We start from the raw sequence: 19634 nt of genomic DNA, 5'->3' as shown, positions 1-19634 counted from the left end.
CGCCGCGTGGTGGTGGGGGGCCGGTGCGGGGTGTGTTCCGGGGTTCGGGTGGGTTGCAGGGTGGGTTTGAGGGGTCGTTCTCGCAGACGCGGTTGAGGGTGCGGGATGAGGTGATCGTGGGGGTGGTGTCGGGTCGGGGGCGTTTCGATGGGGAGGTGCACCTGTCGGGCGTGTTCACCCCAGCCGATGGCGGGACCGGGGGTGGGCAGTCGCGACTGGTGTCTGTGGTGAACACGGGCACGCAGCCGACGATGGCGTCGCGTGGTGAGCCTTCAGGGCCGGTGCCGGCGCCGGTCAGGCTGGTGACCGGCCCGGTCGTGTCGCAGCCCGTGGTCGTGGGCGGCGTGTCCGAGGACACGGCCGCGGCTGTGGCTGCGGCTGACGCCACCGTCGGCTGGACCGCCGGCCTGCCCCTGACCCGGGAACCCGACCTCGTGCCGCCGGGGCCGCCGACGGCGGACGACGGCGGTTCGAATCCTCCGTCCTCGGGCCCGGTGACACCGCCCGCGGACCCGTGGCGGGATCTGGATGACCTGGTGGTGCCTTCCGGTCCGCCGCGCGGCGTGAGCCCGGTGCCTTCGCTGGTCAGCGACAGAGGCTCCGACAGTGACAGTGACAGCGGCTCCGACAGTGACAGTGTGCTGACTCTCGGCGACGCTGGCGGGCGGGACGGCTCGGACCGCGACAGCGGCCTGGTGCTGGCGCACGGTGACACAGAGCTCGACAGCGCAGGGCGAGCCGAGGCCGAGGGCACCGCCTGGTCCGGAACGAAGACCGACCCGATGGACGACCCGGTGGCCGGCGTGGTGTGGGACACGACGCCGGTGACCGGTCCGCGACCTCAGGGGAGCCCGTCGACCGGGGCGCTGCCCGGTGACGTCGCCGGTGACGGCGTGTTGACGTCGTCCGACGACAGCGCGGGAGCTGGTGTCGTGCCGGACCGCTCCGGTGAGGGTGACCCAACGCGCACCGGCACCGGCACCAGTCGGGTCGGGGCCGGCGGGCCGGAGTCCGTTTCGGGCGTGGGGACGATGTCCGGTCCGGGTGGAAGGACCGGCCCCGGCCGGCATCCGGGGACGGTGACCGGGTCCGGGCGGTCGCTGTCGCGGCCGAATGCGGACAGGTCGGGGCGGGATCTGGACAGGTCCGTCGCGGGCCTGACGACGGCAGGTAACCCGTCCGCCGCAGTGGTGCCGATGGTTTCCACCGTTCTGTTGGCCGGTGGGCGCGCCGCGGGGGCGCACGGGTCGTCGGGGACGGAGGTTTCTGCGGGTCGGGAGGTGGGGGCTTCTCCGGGTGCGGCTTCGTTGCCGGTGGAGAACGCGGCCGGTCAGCGGCTGTCCAGTGGGTCTCCGGCCGTCGATGGGCGTCTGCGGTCTTCGGTGGTCGACCCTGTCGCCGGGCCGGCGGTGATCGGTTCGGCTGGCGTGGAGGGATCGGCCTCATCACAGGTGGTGCCGCCGCGATTGAGCCGGGTCACGGAGGCGCAGCGGGAGTGGGACGGGGTGACCGCGGACTGCGTCCTGCGGGCGGAGACTATCATCGATGAGTTGGGCGTGCCGCGGCGGGCGCGTGACGACGGCAGCGGTGATCGTGACATCGATCGCCTGGCGGCGCGTTTCGACAGCCGGTTCCAGCGCCGCGGCGGGGCGGTCCTGGATGCTCTCGAGGTTGGTGCGATCACGGTCGTCTGGACCGATCGACCCGGCAAGCCCGCTCATGTGGGGCTGGTGCAACGGATGGGGCCGGGCCTGCTCGCGTGGGCCGACCCGCAGGGCGAGTCCGGCAGCCGGGTCCAACTCGTGTCCACCACCGGACTCGGTTCGCTGAGTGAGGTGGTCGGCTCGGGAACCCCACACGTGCTCATCGACCGTGCCGGCAACCTCATCCAGTTCAGCGACACCGGTAACATGGTCGAGCCTGCCAGCGGCACCGTGCCTGACGTCGTCGGCACATCGGCCGCGCTCTCCGACGCTCTGCTCGATCCGTCGGCCACGACGCGGCCGGGTATGCGTTCCCTGCCGATCGGGAGCTCGACCAGGCCGGCGGATGGCGCGGACCTGACCACGGCCGCGCGGTACGACGTACTCGCCGCCGCCCGACGTGAGCTCACCGAGCACGAGCGCACTGTAGGCGATCTTCGCTTGCGGGAGAGCCAGCTCGCAGCCGATGCCGTGGCGGTGGAGGCCGACTCCGCGGCGAGTGTGTCGGCGGAGCTCGCAAGGGTTCGGGAGGAAATATCCAGAGCGGAGGAGGAGGTGTCGCGCCGGCGGTCGATCGTCGACGGCTGGGAGCAGACCTTGCGGGGCATTGTTGATCTGACCGATGTGGGCAACGGGCGTAGTTTCCTGACGTTGACGAATGGGGACGGCGTGTCGGCGGGTCAGGCCGCCCGGATCGGTGAGCTCGCGGCGCGGGCGTTGCGGGATTACGGCCGTGTGCACGAGTGGAGCGAGCAGACCGGTCGCGATATGGGCGGTGCGCTTGCGGCGCTGCTGACCAGGGATCGCCTGACGTCGGATCTGCCCAGCATGGCCAAACGCGGTGGAAGTGTGTATACGGTCGGGGTTGGTTCGAGTGCGGTTCGGGTGACGTTGTGGGCGCAGCTGTCGCGGCCGTTGGATCGGGCGGCGGCACCCGGTCATGTGAGCGAGCCGGTCGAGGTTCAGGGCGATTCGCGTTGGCAGCGGCAGACCCAGGTGCGTGCGGGCCACGCCACCCAGAACTGGCGGGACGTTCCAATCGTGGGACGGTTCGTAGCCGGGTTGGGCGAAGCGCGGGGAGCGTTGCGGACGGTAGTGCCGGCGGCTTCGGTGCGGGTCCGCTATGACCAGTACCGCCGTCAGGTCGTCACCAGCACCGGGGTGAGGAATTACGACATTGTGCGGTTGCGGGAGCCGCATCATCTTCATGACTTCGACGTGCGGTGGCGGGTGCGGGTGGCGCCCGCGTCGGGACCGCTCAACCCGCACGCCGGCGGGACGGACCCGGATCGGCCCCGGTGGGTGGAGCGTTCCTCGCCGCCTGATGGGCAGACGTTTGACGGGGAACCGTTGACGGTGTGGTTCCCCGAGCACTACGCCCGCCCTGATCCACGTCCGTTCGCCGGACATGATCTCGCTGTCGAACCGCTGGCGACGCTCGACGACGTGCACGATCCGGGTGCTGTAGAGCGCAACCTGCGCGAACGCCTGCTGGTCGACGGTCGGCGCGTGCTCGACGGTCTGGACGCCGACTCGCAGCGGACCTTGACGCAGTTCGTGAGCACCAAGCACCTGCAGGGTGCGTTCCGTCGGCTCCGACAGGGTGGCGGCGTGGTCTCCGACCCGCTGTTCGACACCGACGGCCGCTTCGTCGGAATGATCCGGCTCGAGGCGAGGATCACCGACGCCCATCCGGTGACGAGCACGGAGGTGAGCCGTACGGAGATCTACCTCGAGGCTCGGGTGGGGGACTTCGGCCAGGCCGGTCTGCGCAATGACCTGGAACTGGGCGTCGGCGTCGGACTCACCTTCGTCAACAAGGCTCTGAAGGACACGGTCGCGTTCGGTTCGTATCACATGGGAGGGCCGTCCTTGGAGGGCAGGGTCAGTTCGACCCTGCGGCATGCTCAGCATGCGGGTGGTTCGGCCCTCGTGGGCCGTGGTCTCGAGAACGGAAGTGTCGGCGGTCGCATGGCTCGCAGTCACATCGTCGACGTCGATGTGGAGTGGACCGCCACGCTGCTGGTGGGACAGGATCCGCGTCCCGTGACGTGGTCCGCGAGAGCTGAAGACGGCGAGGGACTGCGGGTGCGGTACACGCCGGCCGGGTTCGACGGGATGTCGCCCGGGCTGCGTCCGCCGTCGGGTGTCGAACGTGGCGGAAACCTCGGCGTCGCCGCGGTCACGCGGTTTCAGCTGACGCCACCGTCGGACCCCCGGGCGGCGAACATCCACGATGCGCTGCTGGCCCACCTGGCGGCGGAGGGCTTCGTGGCCATGGACGGCGACGCGTCGCAGCTACAGGTGGAGAACCTGCGCCGGTTGCTCGACGTGACCAGCGCGGAATATCTGGCGGCGCACTGGGACGACCTCTCGGCCGACGGTCTCACGGTGCTGTTCGACCGGACGCGCAATCTGCGTGGTATGGAACGGGTCGCGGTGCGGTGGCGGGTGAGGCCCACCGGCCGGGCCGCCCAGCACGCCGGGCGCAGTCAGGACATCGCTGTGCTGTCGGTCACGGGCAACGACATGGACCTCAACGGCAGTAGGTCTTCCGGTGGCGGCTTGTCCGGTCAGCTCCAGGCCGATGTGACCTTCGGTATCCGTGACTGGTCGGCTGTCGCGCCGATGGTGCCGGTCACGTTCGGGCCGTACCGGTATCAGCGCAACTATCTTCGCGCCACGATGGACGGCACCGAACTGGGCAGGTACGTGGTCGTGGAGGCGGGTGACGAGGCGGTGCACCGCTTCGATCTCACGTGGCGGCTGACCGCGGAGGTGTTGACCGCCGGGGTGCCGGACCCGACGTGGACGTACCAGGTCGACGGACAGCCGGGCCAGATCGTCACGGTGTCGGTCGTCGTGCCGGAGTCGGCCGTGGTGGAGTCGGCTCCGGTGAAGCCGTCCGTGGACGGGCAGGTGCCGCGACCGCCGCGTGCTTCGTGGCGGCCGGTGGCGGCAGAGGCCGTGGACCGTCCGGCGGATGAGGTCATTCCACACATCAAGGGCAATGTCACCGTCAACGGTTCGCGCGAGCTCAACGAGATGTTCGGTGAGCTGTCCCGGCAGGTGTTCGGCGGCTCTCGCGGCTGGTTCGACTCGGCACTGCGCGGGCAGAGCCCAGCCGAGCAGGCGAGCACGTCGGCCCAGGTCCGGCGTACCTTCCTGAGCTCGGCCCGGCTCGGTTCATCTCTCGATCAGATCCTTCGGGGGGTGTACGTCACCGAGCAGTTGTTCGAGGACGGCTACGCCGGCGGTGTCGAGGGCAGGTTGGAGTTGCGCGGCGCCACCGGCCGCCCCACGTACCTTGCGCCCTACCAGGGCCGGCATCCGCAGGTGTACGCCGAGGACGGCACGGGCGCGCTGTACGACAACTGGCTGACCGAGACCGTGGAGCGCGTCCACCATGTGGGCGCCACGGGAAGCGTCGGTGTCTTCCCCTTCGCCAACAAGCCTCCCCGCACCGACGGCAAGGTTCCACTGCACCTGTATCCCGGCGTCGGCCACTCGTGGACTCCCGGCGCCTCCGAACGCACAGCGTCGATGAGAGCGGCCGAGGACACCCGCGTGTCGACGCAGCAGGGCACGACGTATCGCCTCCGGATACCGGTGACGTTCGTCGGCACGGTCGTCGGCGGCCTACGGCACCTCGCCAGCGCCCCCGTCGGCGCGTTCGTCGAACCGGCGACGGCGCGCTCGGGTGAGGTCGAGATCAGTGACGCCATCGAAGCCGCGGTCACGTTCGAGGAGCTGGTGGGCATCTGGCGGGCACTACGCGCCAGGCACCCGCACGCCCCTGCCGACCGGCTCATCGAGAACCTGCCCGAGGACCTGCGGGAGCGCACCGCGGCCGCTGCGCAGGCGATTGATCGGGATCAGGAGATCCGGGAGCGGCAGCTCGACCTGCCGGCCGCCGAGGTGACGCGACGGTTGCACACGGGCGAGACCGTGCGCTACCCCCCGCGCCGTATCGTCGCACGTCTGGGGCTGGGTGACGCGGTGGTGAGCGACATCCGGTTCAGCCCTCACCAACAGCCGCACCAGCGACCAGCATCCGCTGAACAGGCGCCGGCCGAGACGCCCAGGCCCAGGCCCGTGCCCAGAGCCCAGCGTGTCGACGGCACCGCCGAGGTGGTCCGCCACGGCGAAGAGCAGTCCATCGAACTGCGGGACCTGCCGCGTGGGTCTGACCAGCTCAAGGCACGGACCTCCGCCGAGATCACCGTGGCTCGCCGCGCTCAGGCCGACGACCTGTTCCGGCAGGGGATCGCCGAGGTCGAGCGGTTGATTCCCGGTGCCACCCGTCCCGGTTCGGGCGCGTACATGCCCGGCATCCACCAGGCCGTCGCCCAGGCCAGCTCCCCGGTGGCGCTGCGGTCGGTCATACCGCGTTTCTTCAGCTCCGGCGAACAGCGGCAGGCTGTGGAACTGACCGCGGTCCCGCTTTACACCACCAAGGACTTCGGCGGTGTGGAGGTGGACCTGGTGCTGCTGGCCCGGCCGGATCCCCGCCACCAGTCGATCAACCAGCTGCGCATGTTGTTCGGCCACGCCAACCAGAGCCTCGGCTTGGAGACCTACGCCTCCAACAACCGGTTCACCGCCCACACCCAGATCGATTCGAGCCGCTGGTCGACGGCCGGTTCGTTGCCTCTGTTCACACCCGGCGCGGGAGAGAACCTCAGATTCCAGACGCCGGGACTCACCGTCGCCAACGACTTCAGCGCATCGACAGCGGACACCATCGGCCGTGACCAGGGCCAGCTCACCATCGTGCGGTCGTTCGGCAACATCGTCAGATTCGACATTCCGCTTCAGCTCAGCTTCGCTGTGCATTTCCGGCCGCTCACAGCCTCGGCCTCGGGCCTGCTGCCCCGTGCCATACCGGCGCTGTCGCGACAACTCCACTCCGTCGCGAACCGGTGGCGGCCGTCCGGGCCCGCCACCGCCCACACCACGACGTGGCTGGACGCCGTCGCCACCCTGGACGTGATGACCTCCGACACCCATCGCACACCGGTCACGCCGACCGCGCACTGGTACCAGTCACCGACCCGGACAAACGACGTCCTGCCCGCGCTCACCCATGCGCCGCAGGCCCAGAAGGTGAGCTGGTTCGACGGCGGCGATCTGATGCTCAGTCTCACGCTGCAGGCGTTGCCACGAGCGGCCGCCAACCACCGAGCCAGGGCCCAGATCCAGGAGCTGTTCGCCGGGGTGACCACCGCCGTGACCGCTCAACTGCTGTTGGCACCCGAAGGCGTCACCGACACCTTCATCATCGAAGACCCGTGGATGACGCACGACTACGAGGCGACGGTGAGCATCAAGGCGGTCGGCGCGTCGCCCTGGGAGCCGGCCCGTGACGACGTCGAACCACGCCCCGACGGCCGGCCCCACACACCAGCCGACCACACCGACGCCGTGCTCGAAGACGGTCCGACCCACGTCGACTTCTCCCAGGGCAGCGCCGCGGCGCAACAGGCCGTCAACACCACCTTCACCTTCTCGACCACGCCGTGGCTGGAACGGCACATCGTTGACGAGCGTTACCGCACCGCGCCGGGGAACATCACCGTCGCGAACGTCCATGTGCCGACCGTCGCCGCCGTAGGAGGCGAACAGGCCCTGGCGCAGAGCCGCACCGTCTCCGGCGGCCGGCAGATGAGCCGGCTACCAGGCCGGCGCCAACACGACCCGAAGAAAACCGATCAGGACGTGCCACGACCCAACGTGCTCGCCCGCCGGCGGATCACACTGGAACTGACGGCGACGCAGAAGAAGCGATCCCGACTCACCAGCACATGGAAGGTCGAGAGCAGCCAGACCTTCACCGTGGCCGCGACTGTGGAGGCACGCCTGCCTCTCGCCCAACACCCGGAACTGGCCACACTGAGCCCAGAACAGGCCACCACCGCGCAGGAGCAGACCACCACCGCGCAGGAGCAGGCCACCAGCGCGCAGGAGCAGGCCATCGAGAAGAGCGCCACGACGCAAGTCCAGCCCCCGCCGTCGCCCGCCAGGCGCGACAGCAGACCGCCGACCATGCGCAAGCGCAGCCTCGCTTTGCCCACCATCGCCGAGACCGTGACCACCAACGTCAACGCCACCTGGCTCGACCGGCCCATCGCCACCGAACCCGCTGATGCGGGCAGCCGGCCGAGTCTCCCGCCGTCGCCGACCACGCCGTCGCCGGATACGCACACGTCGCCTCCATCTACGCCGACCGACCAGAACACCCCGCCGAGCCGGGGGAACTCCGTCACCCCGGCACACCAGGCACTGCTGAAGCGCCTGCAGGAAATATCCGCAGGCACCCATCGCCGCCCCCGGTCACCCGAGTCCGCGTCCGGCAGCAGCAGCCCCCGCGCGCACAGCACCTACCCACCGAAGCGCCGCTCGACCCTCGCATCCCTGCCGGAGGACCCCACCAGCGAGACCGACGGCACACAACACACGCCCCACCCCCCTCAGACGGGCGCATGGGATCTCCACACCCCCAGCGCCCGCGACCGCGACACGGAAGGGACGGGCCCGCTCGATCACACGGCAGCATCCACCGGCGACGCAAGCACCGGCCCGGCAAACGCCGAACATTCAACCGCCGGCGGTGACCATCCGGCATCGACCGATGCCGTATCCGTCACCCACACCACTGGGAACGAACACACCACCGCGGCGGCGTCCGCGTCGCCGGCCCGGACCGCGCCGCTGGTCCCGACGGTGCTGATGTACGCGGCCGGTTCGACCTCCGGCGGGGCCGGCGGGGCCGGCGGGGGCGGTTTGCGGCGTGCCCTGGACGGTCTCGGTTCCCCCGTCTGGCGTTCGCCTGAGCATCCGTCGGTGCTTGTGCTTGTGCCTGGTGAGGGGGGGCCGTCGGGGGTGCCGGAGTTGGCGGGGCGGGCTGCTGCTGTGGTCGCGCCGCCGGGCACGGTGGTGTTGTTGGCGGGGCGTGATGTGACTGCGGATCAGGTCGCGGTAGCTGCGGCGCGGGCTGCGGCGCCGGTGGGTGGCCCGCCACCGCGGGTTGTCGCGGTGGCGAGCGCCGGGCCGGGTGTGGTCGGTCGGTTGCGGGAGGTGTCGCGGCGGTATCGGGATCAGATTTTTGTGGTTGCTGCTGGTGGTTGGTCGGTCGCGGCCGATGGTGTGGTGCAGGCGGAGGTGGGCGGTTCTGGCTGGACGGCGTATCGGGCGGGCGTGGTCGTGCCCGGTGGGCCGCAGCGCGGTCTCGTGCCGGGGGCAGTGGCGCGGTTGCGTGTCGCCGTGGTCGAGCAGGTCCTGTCGGATCTGGACGGTCTGGCGCGGCAGTTGGCCGTGTCGGAGCACCAGGTCGCGGGGCGGGACCTGAGGGCCGAGGCCGACCGTGTACGTCAGGGTCTTGCGCAAGCCGGCGCAGCGGCGGCGCGCGGTGATGTGGTCGGCCTTTCGGCTGTCGAGGACGCCGTGGCCGCGCTGGTCGAGGGGGCGCAGACGAAGGGTCTGTGGTGGTTTCTCGGCGGTGCGCGCATGGCGGCGGTGCAGGCACGGGCCGGGGCGGTGTTGCAGCGGCTCGCCGGGTCCGTGTCCGGGCGCGAGCGCGACAGCGTCGTTGAGGAGGTCGATGGCCTTCTCGTTGAGCTTTCGACCGCGCCGCTGGGACAGCGCGCTGAGATCGGCCGGCGGCTGGAGGAGAGGGTCAGCGCTCTCGGCGAGATCACGGCGGCGTTGACCGGGGATGTGGACACTGATGCGGACGTGGCGAACCTGCTGAGCGCGATGTCGTCGGGACGGGAAGCGACCGGGGTGGGTGGGCAGGCCGCGAGGGATCTGCAGGCGTTGCGCACCGCGCGTTACCACGAATGGCGGGACGCGCAGGGCTTCGTGTATGGACCGTTGCCGGCCGACGGTGACTGTTTCTTCTATGCGCTGATCGCGGTTTTCGGTCGCCGCCTGATGAACCTGGGTGTCGGCTTGACGCCGCTGCGGCTGCGGCGGGCGCTGGCCGACGCGCTGGCGGCCGACTTCGCGCAGTCATCGCCGCGTTGGGCCGGTTTCATCCCCGACTCGACCGGTCCCGACGGCGGGCAGGTGCAGCGTCGGTTCCTCGACTGGATCAGGCGTCCGGGTTCGTGGAACAACGAGGCGGGCGACCTGGTGGTGGAGTTGGCGGCCGAGGTGTTCGGGCTGCGGATAACGGTGCTGGGGCTCGACGGGATCAGCAGTGTCGGGCCGGTCGACGCGGTCGCCGGCTACCTGCGCTACAACGGGAGCCACTATGAGGCGGTGAGCTCGCCGGGGCCGTTGCGCGACGGCGAGGCCGTGTGGGCGGAGATCCTGCGAGCGGTCTCGCGTGAGGATGCCGCCGCGCCCACCGGGCGCGGTGACAGCGGGACCGTAGCGGCACCGTTGGCGCAGTCGGGATCGGGGTCGGCGCTGGGGGGCGCGACGGGTGGTGTCGAGCGGTTGCGGTTGCTGGCGGCGGCGTTGGGTCCGTATCGGGGTGAGCCTGATTGTGTGGTGCGTCTTGGGCGGCTCGCGGATGGCTTGTATGGGCCGGTGCGGGCGGTGGATGACACCGTGTTGGGGGTTGTGCGTGCTGAGGATGGGTTGGTGGCGCGGTTCGGGGGTCGGTGGACGGCGGTGTCGTCGGTCGGTGTGGTGGTCGAGGCTGTGCGTGCGGCGGGGCGGGGTGCGTCGGGGTTCGTGACGGCTGCGGCGCCGGGTGTGCAGGGGCATGGTTTCTTGTTGCACCACGATTCTGACGGGTTGTTGTGGTGGGTGGAGACGCAGGCTGGGCAGGATGCGCGGGTCAGGTCTGTGGATGAGGGGTCGCCGTATCCGGGTGTGGGTGTGCGTGCCCTGGTCGTCGACGGCAATGGTCGGTTCGTGGACGTCGAGGCGGGAACCGACCGGGTGGGGGCGTTGCTGGATCCGCCGGCCAGGCGCGCCTACGGCATGAGTGATCACTATGGGGGTCAGGTCTGGCAGCCGGGCAGTGTGCCGTGGTATTGGGGGACGTCCGCGTCCGGGTCGGGTGCCTATTTCGGTGAGATGACAGACACGGGGCACCCGCCAGCTGTCGGTGCGGATCACGGGTCGGGACAGACCGGTCAGGATCCCCAGGCAGATACGCCGCCTGCCTTCGATCCTTGGGGCCTGGCGGCTTTCGATCTCGCTCGGGATGGCGTGTTGGAGGGTGGTGATGGGGGTGGTCCGGTGGCGGATGCGCAGCTCGCCGGCCCGATGGATATGGACGAGCTTACGCTGCCTGCCTTCGATCCTTCGGAACTGGCGGCTTTCGATCTCGTTATTAATGGGGTGTTCGGGGGCGGTTTGGAGGGTGGTGATGGGGGTGGTCCGGTGGCGGATGCGCAGCTCGCCGGCCCGATGGATATGGACGAGCTTACGCTGCCTGCCTTCGAGCCTTGGGAACTGGCGGCTTTCGATCTCGCTCGGGATGGCGTGTTGGAGGGTGGTGATGGGGGTGGTCCGGTGGGTGCCGTGCCGTTGACCACTGTGGTGCCTGGTGTGGGTGAGGGCGTGGGTGGGCAGCCGCAGGGTGTGGTGGGGCAGCAGGATCCGGGCGGGTCGGTGGCTGCCGCTGGTGGGGGGCGTGGTGGGGGGCACGGTCCGGCCGTGGATGTGGTGCAGGTCGCTCCTGATGGGTGGTGTCTGCTGCGTGCGACGGTGATCGGCGCTTCGCATCAGATCGCTGCTCGGTTGGGGCCGTGGTTGCAGGAGGACACGCTTGTCTGGCTCGACATGGTCACGGCGGCGCGGCCGAACGGGCTGGTGGTTCCCGATCGCCCGGATGTGGTTGTCGGCGTGTCCGGCGATGAGCGGTATTTGATTGACATCGCGGAGGCAGTCGCCGCGGTGGTTGAGGCCGATCCGGATGTGGCGCAGGCGGCGCTGGACAGTGCGCGGGCAGTTGCCTTCCAGCGGTCGTTGCAGGATTCGCGCCGGCAGCGACAGGACTTCGACGCTGTGGCCGGGCCTTTCCGCGTTCGGGCCGCAGCAGAGGGCCGTGACCTTACTGACGGGGAGCTCGCCGAGATCGACAGGCTGCGCACGCAGCGTGGCGTGGAGGCGTCAGCCGCCGACAGGGCTCGGCTTCCGACTGACCAGGAGCGCGACGCGGTGCTCAACACGGTCAGGAAATGGCGGACGTCCTGGGCGAGTGCGGTGGGTGACGGATTGCTGCTCCTGCTGGCCGATGTCCTGGGTGTGAGTTTCCAGATCCATGGCCCTGCGGGGGGGGCCGGCCATCGTCAGGGCGGATTCCGTGATCCCGGGCCGGACGGTCCTGTGGTGCACGTGTATTACACCAGCAGCCGTGGCCACTATGACGCGGTGATAGATCCCGCCGACTACACCACGCAGGGCGCGCGTCACCGCCTCGCCGCGCGCCAGGACGGATATGTTAAGGGGATTGAGGGCCTGCTGCGCGCAGGTGGCGTCAGCCGCTTCCCGTTTCTGATGGCCCGGGCTGACGCGGAATTCGCGGCGCGGTCCGCTGCGATTCCGGCGCCCGAGGCCGCGGACTGGACGGATTTCCTGCAGGGCCTGGATGCTCTGTGGCAGACGTATGCCACCAGGGCTCCCGGCGCGGGGCGGACGCCGATCGACGGGCTACGCGGCGTCATCGACGCCAGCAACCGCATCCCCAAGTTGACCGAGCTGGCACGTAACCTCCTTCCCGACGCACAGCAAGCGGCCACCGCCCCGGCTACGACGACCCCGCTCGCCGCTGACCGGGCCGATGCCGCCGGACAGCACGGCAGTGGGACCCCGTCGCCGGTCCACCCCATCTGGAACCAGGATCCTGAGGTAACCGAGTTCGACGGGGGTCGTCAGATCAGGCGTGGTGGCCTGACTCTGCGCATTCTCGATGACGGAAGCGGTGCTGTCACCAGCGACACGGATCAGCAGGTGCAGTTCGATGCCGGCAGTGGTGAAGCGAGGATCCTTGAGGGGTTCCTCCGCGCCGACAACATGGAGCTCACCAAAGCTGACATTATGCGCCATGGCCAGCTGAAAAACCGTAATGGGGAGCACCACAGTCCGGCGGAGCGGGCGGTAGCCGCGCTCAACAATCGAATTATGTCTGTTTTTGGGTCTGCCTACGGCGCGGCTCGGCGGGACGGGACGCGGGATAGGTGGGTTTGGCGGGAGGCTAGCCACGTGCTCATGAAGGAAGGATGGATCCTGCAGGCCGCCACCGACGGAGGTGGCTGGATCGGCCACTCCAACGCACCCGACACGGTCACGTTCCTGTCGGCGGCGGAGCGGCAGGTGGTCAACGGATTCCTCAACTCTCCGACCCTGTCCCTCACGCTAGACAGAATCAAGAACCTATCCGGCAAAAAAAGCCCTGCAATTAGTATCATCGAATACCTAAACAAAAAGATGCACCTTGTAGGAGAAGGTCGGCCTATTGTTAGGCATAGGGGGGAATATGTGTGGCCCGTCGGTGTCGAGTTTGCTGGGGCCGGCCCGGTCAGAGCAAATGGACTGACTTTGGACACTCTGGCTGACGGACGTGATGTTGTGACCGACTACACGGGTCAGCAGGTGGATTTCGGTACCGGCAGCGGAGAAGCGAGCATCCTTAAGGCGCTCCTCCGCGCCCACCCCGAGGGGGTCATCACCGCTCGACTCCTCCCAAAAATCCACGCCACCTCTAGGTATTATGGGGGTGGCCAGTTCAGCCCGTTGGAGCAGGCGATAGCCGCGCTCAACAATCGAATGATCTCGGCTTTCGGGCTTACCCACGGCGCGGCTCAGTGGAACGAAGGGGGGGTCGTTTGGCGGGGGGGAGATGTTCGCCACGTGCTCCCGCGGGACGGATGGATCCTGCAGACCGAGACTGACGGACGTGGCTGGCTCGGCCAATCCGCCGCACCCGACACAGTCACGTTCCTGTCGGCGGCGGAGCGGCCGGTGGTCGACGGATTCCTCAACTCTCCGACCCTGTCCCTCACGCCAGACACGATCAAGAACCTGTACGGCGGAGCAAGCGTTCCGAAAAGTGCCGTCAGTCACCTCAACGCCAAGATGCGCAATGTAGGAAAAGTTGGGATTATTTCGCTGCATAATGAGAAATATGTGTGGCCCGTCGGTGTCGCGATTGCTGGAGGCCGCTCGGGTCAGGGCCCGGAGGTGTCCGCGTCCGGGTCGGGTACCTATTCCGGTGGCCCGGTCGGGGACGCTGCCTCATCTCAGCCTGACAGACAGGGAGTGCCGAGTCCGTGGAGTTTCGGCGAGGGTGTGCTGCGTCGCCACGGGTTCGCCAGCGGTGAGGTGGTCTTCGCGCCGGGCAGTCCCGCAGCTCGTGTGATCGAGTATCTGTTGGGCCGGTCCGGCCGGGCGCTCGAGCTGCCGGATCCGGGGTTGGACGCCGTGACCGCAGGGCGCGATGTCTTGGACGTCTTCGAGGAGATACGCGCGACTGTCCGTCAGCGCCTCGGCGCGTACCAGGCACTGCATTTGGCCGCGTTCCTGCGGGTGGACCTTGTCGTGCACGCGGGGGCGGGGCCCGCGGCGCCGCGCACGGTCACCGTCGTTCAGGAGGATGGGACGTCAAGGCAGGTCGTTCTCGCCCCGGACGAGTTCGGTGTGCTGTTGGCGCTGCGGCAGGCGCCGGGCGTGGTGCTGTCTGGGGAGCAGATTCAGAAGTTCCTGCTGGATAGCGCGGAGCGGGTTGTCGTCGTCGGTGATGTCGAGCTGATTCCGGAGGTTCTGCAGCAGCTGGTCGCGCAGTTGGGGCCGGTCTGGCTGGAGGCTGCTCGGTCTGCCGACGGCCAGCCCGGGTGGCGGCTGAATCCACCGCCGTGGCGCACGTTCCCGGGTCGAAGTGTGCCCGGGTGGGCGGTGAGTGATCCGTATGCCGCTGCCGCACGTTCCGCGGGGGCGGCGCCGCAGCACATGATCGAACCCGCCCCACCGTTGACGTCCGGCGACTTCGAGATGAACGACGAGTCAGCCGCGTCCCCCGGCAGGCCGGCCGCGCCATCCGCGCAGGACCAGGTCAGCGGTCCCGGCAGGTCGGTGCCGGCGCCGGTGCACGCGACGCCTGCCGGGCCCGTGATAGCCCGCGAGATGACGCTGCCACCGCGAGACGACGACAGCGTGTCCGGATCAGACGACGACAGCCTGTTCGGGTCAGACGACGACGATTACTCTGACTGACGCCGGCTACTCTGACTGACGCCGGCCTGCCGGGGCCGAGTGCCACCGATTCTGCGGAGCCGTAGTGGCTCGGCCGCCAGGCCGACAGCGCGTGCGGTCGGCCTGGCGGCGGTGCGTCAGGCGGCGAAGCGGTCGGCTGCCGAGCGCAGGCCGAGCCACACCGCGATGACCTCCGCCCGGTTGCGGGCGGACAGCTTGGCGTAGATGTGGTTGACGTGGTTCTTGACGGTCTTCTCGCTGATGTACAGCGCCTGGGCGATCTCGCGGTTGGTGCGGCCGAGCACGATGAGCTCCATGAGCTCGGCCTCCCGCCGCGACAGCCCGTGGTCGGCCGGCGGTGTGCTCGGCGCAGCGACGGGCAGCGGTGTGGTCTGGAAGGTCTCCACGATGGCCGCGATCGCGCCCGGGGACAGGCATCGCTGCCGGCGCGCGGTCGACAGCACCGCGTCGACCAGGCCGTCCGCGTCGAACTGCCCATGCACGAGGTAGCTGATCACGCCGAGCCGTAGTGCTTGCTGGATGTCGAGCGCGTCGGCGCTGTCGGCGAGCATCACGACCGCGGGTCCCTCGGGGCAGATCGGGCGTCGGTTGAGCGGGCGGCACCGCGGTCCGGCGCCGATCAGCACCACGTCGGGGCTCAGCCGCCCGGCCTGGGCCAGCGCTTCCGGGTCGGCACCGGCCTCGCTGACGACCGCGATCCGGGCGTTGCCCTCCAGGACGGCGCGCAGGCCGTGCCGCATGACGAGATTGTCCTCGGCGACGTGGACGCGCACCCGCGGCGGGAGACGGTCTTCCAGGGGCAGAGCGGGTGCTTTCGGCATGGCGTACAGGGTCACGGCGATCCTCCCTCGTTACCAAGGCTTCACACCCTCGTTGCCGACGCGTGGCTGAGACATCGTTGATATCAGTGACATCTGCCGTGCGAGTCGTTCGCCCGGCAGATGTTTTGCGAGTAACAGCCGGTTAGGAGTATGGCCGTCGTGACGATGATGATCGGACGAGACCTGGAGTCGGCGTCGCTGCGCGACGTCGTCACCAAGCTGGAGCACGGGCGAGGCGGGATCGCCTGGCTGGAGGGCGAGCCCGGCATCGGCAAGACCGCTCTGGCAGACCGCATGGCCCGGGACGCCGCAGTGGCCGGATGCCAGGTTTTTCGTGGATCGGGCGACGAGCTGATGCGAGCTTTTCCGCTGCGTATGATCGCCGACGCCCTCGGCGTCTCGACGCGGTCGCCCGACCCTGCCCGCTCGGCCATCGCCAGGCTGCTGCGCGGCGAACCGGGCGACGAAGGCGCCTTCGACCCGGTGCTGGCGGCGGGGGAGCGGATGCTGGAGTTGGTGGACCGGATCAGCGCCCGCGGTCCGGTGCTGCTGGTATTGGAGGATCTGCACTGGGCGGACGAACCCAGCCTGCTGCTCTGCCACCGGCTGGCCCGGGCCGTCGACCAGATTCCGCTGCTGCTGGCGCTGACCAGCCGTCCGACCGGCGCGCGTACGACCCCAGCACGGCTGCGGGGGCTGCTGCCCGAGCGGCCCGGCCTTCAGCTCGACCTGGCACCGCTGGGTACCGCGGACGTGCTGGAGCTCGCCACCCGCCTCGTCGACGGTGTGCCGGGGCCCCGGCTGCGCGCGGAGCTGGAACGGGCCGGCGGCAACCCGCTGTATCTGCGGGAGATGGTGGCCGCCATGGTCCGCGACGGCGGTCTGGAGCAGCGGGGGCAGGTACGCGAGCTGCGCGAGGACGCCGCCACCGTGCCGCCGTCGTTGCTGGCCGCAATCCGCCGTCGGCTGGCCTCGCTCAGCGAGCCGACGGTCGGCGCGTTGCGGCTGGGGGCGCTGCTGCGGCGCGAGTTCGACATGTGCCGCTGGGCGGAGGTCAGCGGCCGTCCGGCGACCGAGCTGGCCGAGGTCGCCGAGGAGGCGATCGCCGCGGGCGTACTGGCCGGGGCGGGGGATCGGCTCACCTTCCGGCATGACGTCATCCGACAGGCACTGATCGACCAGCTGCCGGCGGCGGTCCGGGTGGGGCTGCACCGCCACGTCGCGCATACCCGTGCGGTGGCGGGCGCGGGTGTGGACGAGGTGGCGCCGCACCTGGCCGCAACCGCCGGGCCGCTCGACGGTTGGGCGCTGGACTGGCTGGCCGGTCTCCCGGAGGCCATGCTGTACGCCTCCGCCGACGTCTCGGCGGACCTGCTGGCCCGGTCGACGGCGTCGCCCGTGCCGTCGGCGGCGCTGCACGAGGCGTTGCTGACCCGGCTGGCGCTGACCTTGTTCTGGCTCGGCCGTGACGAGCAGGCCTGCCAGGTGGCTGTGCAGGTGTTGCAGCGCACCACCGACCGGGAACTGGCGAGCCGGTTACGGATCATGGCCGTGCGAGCCGCGGCCCGGATCCACCGCTTCGAGGACGCCCTTGAGCTGGCTGAGCCGGCCTCGACTGACCTCGCGCCCCGGTGGCGGGCCAGGCTGGGCGCGTGGCGTGCCCTGATCCTGGTGCACGTGGGCCGGCTCGACGAGGCCGTGGCCGCGGCGCACCAGGCACTGGCCGAGGCGCAGGCCTGCGGCGACTCGCTCGGCATCGGCTACGCCCACAACGCGCTGTCCTACCTCGCGGCCGAGGCCGATCAGCTCGACCACATCGACGCCGCGCTCGCGGCGCTGAGCGACGATGTCGAGTCGACCGAACTGAAGCTGCTGCTGACCGGCAACCGGCTGCGCAGCCTGCTGCTGGAGGCCAGCCGTGCCGAGGTCGACGCAGCGCTGGCGCAGGCGCTGCGCTGGGCGGAGCAGGCCGGCAGCATGCGCGCGGGTGTGCTGTTCGCCCAGGCCACGAATGCCTCGTACTGGTACGGGCGGTGGGACGACGCGGTGGCGTACGCCGACCGCCCCGACCAGGACCTGCTGGCCAACCCGTCGATGTCCTACCTGCACGCGATCGTGGCGCTGGTGGCGCTGCACCGGGAGGACCAGGCGACCGCCGAGGCGCGGCTGCGGGCCGGTGGCTTCCTCGACCCGGCGGACCAGCATCGCTGGGTCGGCGCCTTCGGCTCGGTCGCCCAGGCGGTGGCGATGCTGGCCGAGGCCCGCGGCGATCTCGCCACCGGGCTGGCGGTGCGGGCGGTCTACCTGGACCTGCCGCCCGGACCGGCCCGCACCAGCCGCTGCGACGAGGCGCCGTACCTGGTCCGTACCGCACTGGCCGTCGGCGACCGGGCGACAGCTGAGGCGGCCGTCGCGGCCGTCGCGGCCGACCCGGACCCGGCGCCGTACCGCGCGCTGACGATCCGCTGCTGCCAGGCGATGATCTCCGGCGACCCGGACGAACTACGCGCGGTGGCGCAGGTGTACGCGCAGCGGCAGTGGCCGCTCCATCACGCGTTCGTGCTGGAGGAGCTGGCGTCGCGGCTGGCCGAGCGGGGAGATCCCGCCGCCCGGTCGGTGTTCGCCGAGGCGCTGAGCGGCTGGCACGATCTCGGTGCGACCTGGGATGTTCGGCGGGTCGAGGCCCGACTGCGCCCATTCGGCGTCCGGCGCGGACCGCGCACGGTGCGCCGCCGTCCGACCCAGGGCTGGGACGCGCTGACCCCGGCCGAGCGGCACGTCGCCCGGCTGGTGGCCAAGGGACTGTCCAATCCGGACATCGCGGCGGAGCTGATCCTGTCCCGCAACACGGTGCAGACGCACGTGTCGCGGGTGCTCACCAAGCTGCAGATGCGGTCGCGGATCGAGTTGATCCAGCAGGGTGGTGTCGTCGACCGAGCCGAGGGCTGAGCCGCGGCGTCGGCCCGGTCAGCGCCACGACCACTTCTGGTTGTCGGTGCCCAGGCAGGTCCACAACTGGGTGCGGGTGCCGTTGGCGGTGCCGTGCTCGCGTACGTCCACACACTTGTCGGCCTGCCGGCCCACCAGGTCGTTTGAGGCGTTGAGGGTGAACTTCTGCGCGGCGCCGCCGTTGCACCGGGCGACCTGGATGACCGTGCCGTTGGCGGTGGCCGACCAGGCCGCGTCCAGGCAGAAGCCGCCGGTGCGGATGGTGCCGTCGGACATGGCGGTCCACCGCTGCTGGGCGGAGCCGTTGCAGGTCCACAGCTGCGCCGGCGCGCCGTCGGTCGCGGCGGCCTGCAGGCACTTGCGCGACTCGTGGCTGACGATCGCCCGTCCGCTGGGCGCGGGCGGGGCCGTTGACGGCTTCGGTGTCGGCGTGGGCTCGGCGGCCGGCCGCACGGGGGCGCCGGTGGTCGGGCGTGGCCCGGTCGTCCCCGGCCCGGTCGTGCCCGGCCCCGGCTGCTGCCGGGGTCGGCCGGCCGGCTGGGAGCCCGAGGTCGGCACGGCGGGCACCGGGGTGACCTCGGTGATGTCCGGTGCCGGGGTCTGCGCCGGGGCGGGGTCCGGTGCCGGGGTCTGGGTCGGCGCGGGGTCCGGCACATCCGTGTGGGGCGGCAGGTCGAGGTCGTAGGCCGGAGTCGCCGTGCCGGCCGGTGGCGCGGCCGCGGTGTCGGAACGGGAGGGCTCGTCGCCGGCCGTCGTCGCGGCCACGACCGCGGTCGCGGTGCCGACGACCAGGATCAGCCCCGCGGCCAGGGCCAGGGTGGGTCGTGCGCCGCGGCTACGGCGACCGGCGTGCGCGCCGCTCAGCCCGGCGAGCAGGTACGGCCGCGGCGCCTCGTCGGGTGCGTCGCGCCGGCCGCCGGTGTCGAGATCGTCTGGCTGGTGGGTCATCACTGTCCTCGCTCGCACGGGTGGCTGCGGGGTCGTCGGTGCA

At 70.4% G+C, this 19634-nt stretch carries 4 protein-coding genes; 2 read left to right on the top strand and 2 right to left on the bottom strand.

The window, feature by feature from the left end; genetic code table 11:
* Nucleotides 1-98: 98 nt before the first annotated feature.
* On the top strand, nt 99-14873 hold the full coding sequence (locus ACIBTV_RS29605) for a hypothetical protein (protein ID WP_396710176.1): 14775 nt from the start codon (nt 99-101) through the stop codon (nt 14871-14873).
* A 116-nt stretch (nt 14874-14989) separates the two neighbouring features.
* Here ACIBTV_RS29605 and ACIBTV_RS29600 read toward each other — a convergent pair whose 3' ends face one another.
* A complete protein-coding gene (locus ACIBTV_RS29600) occupies nt 14990-15709 on the bottom strand; it encodes a response regulator transcription factor (protein WP_396710174.1) in 720 nt (239 codons plus the stop codon).
* A 150-nt stretch (nt 15710-15859) separates the two neighbouring features.
* Here ACIBTV_RS29600 and ACIBTV_RS29595 point away from each other — a divergent pair, with 150 nt between their 5' ends.
* Nucleotides 15860-18643: an AAA family ATPase gene (locus ACIBTV_RS29595; RefSeq protein WP_396710178.1), complete on the top strand. Its 2784-nt coding sequence runs from the start codon at nt 15860-15862 to the stop codon at nt 18641-18643.
* An 18-nt stretch (nt 18644-18661) separates the two neighbouring features.
* Here the strand turns inward: ACIBTV_RS29595 and ACIBTV_RS29590 are convergent, their stop codons facing one another.
* Nucleotides 18662-19591, bottom strand: a complete 930-nt coding sequence (locus ACIBTV_RS29590; RefSeq protein WP_396710173.1) for a ricin-type beta-trefoil lectin domain protein — start codon at nt 19589-19591, stop codon at nt 18662-18664.
* Between the last annotated feature and the right edge of the window lie 43 nt (nt 19592-19634).

Source organism: Micromonospora sp. NPDC049366 (assembly GCF_044466625.1).
Classification (GTDB): Bacteria; Actinomycetota; Actinomycetes; order Mycobacteriales; family Micromonosporaceae; genus Micromonospora.
This window is presented reverse-complemented; position numbering and strand designations above follow the sequence as displayed.

Excerpts from the sequence above, each read along its gene's own strand:
- ACIBTV_RS29595 (WP_396710178.1), top strand. The coding sequence starts at position 15,860 with ATGATGATCGGACGAGACCTGGAGTCGGCGTCGCTGCGCGACGTCGTC.
- ACIBTV_RS29590 (WP_396710173.1), bottom strand. The coding sequence starts at position 19,591 with ATGACCCACCAGCCAGACGATCTCGACACCGGCGGCCGGCGCGACGCA.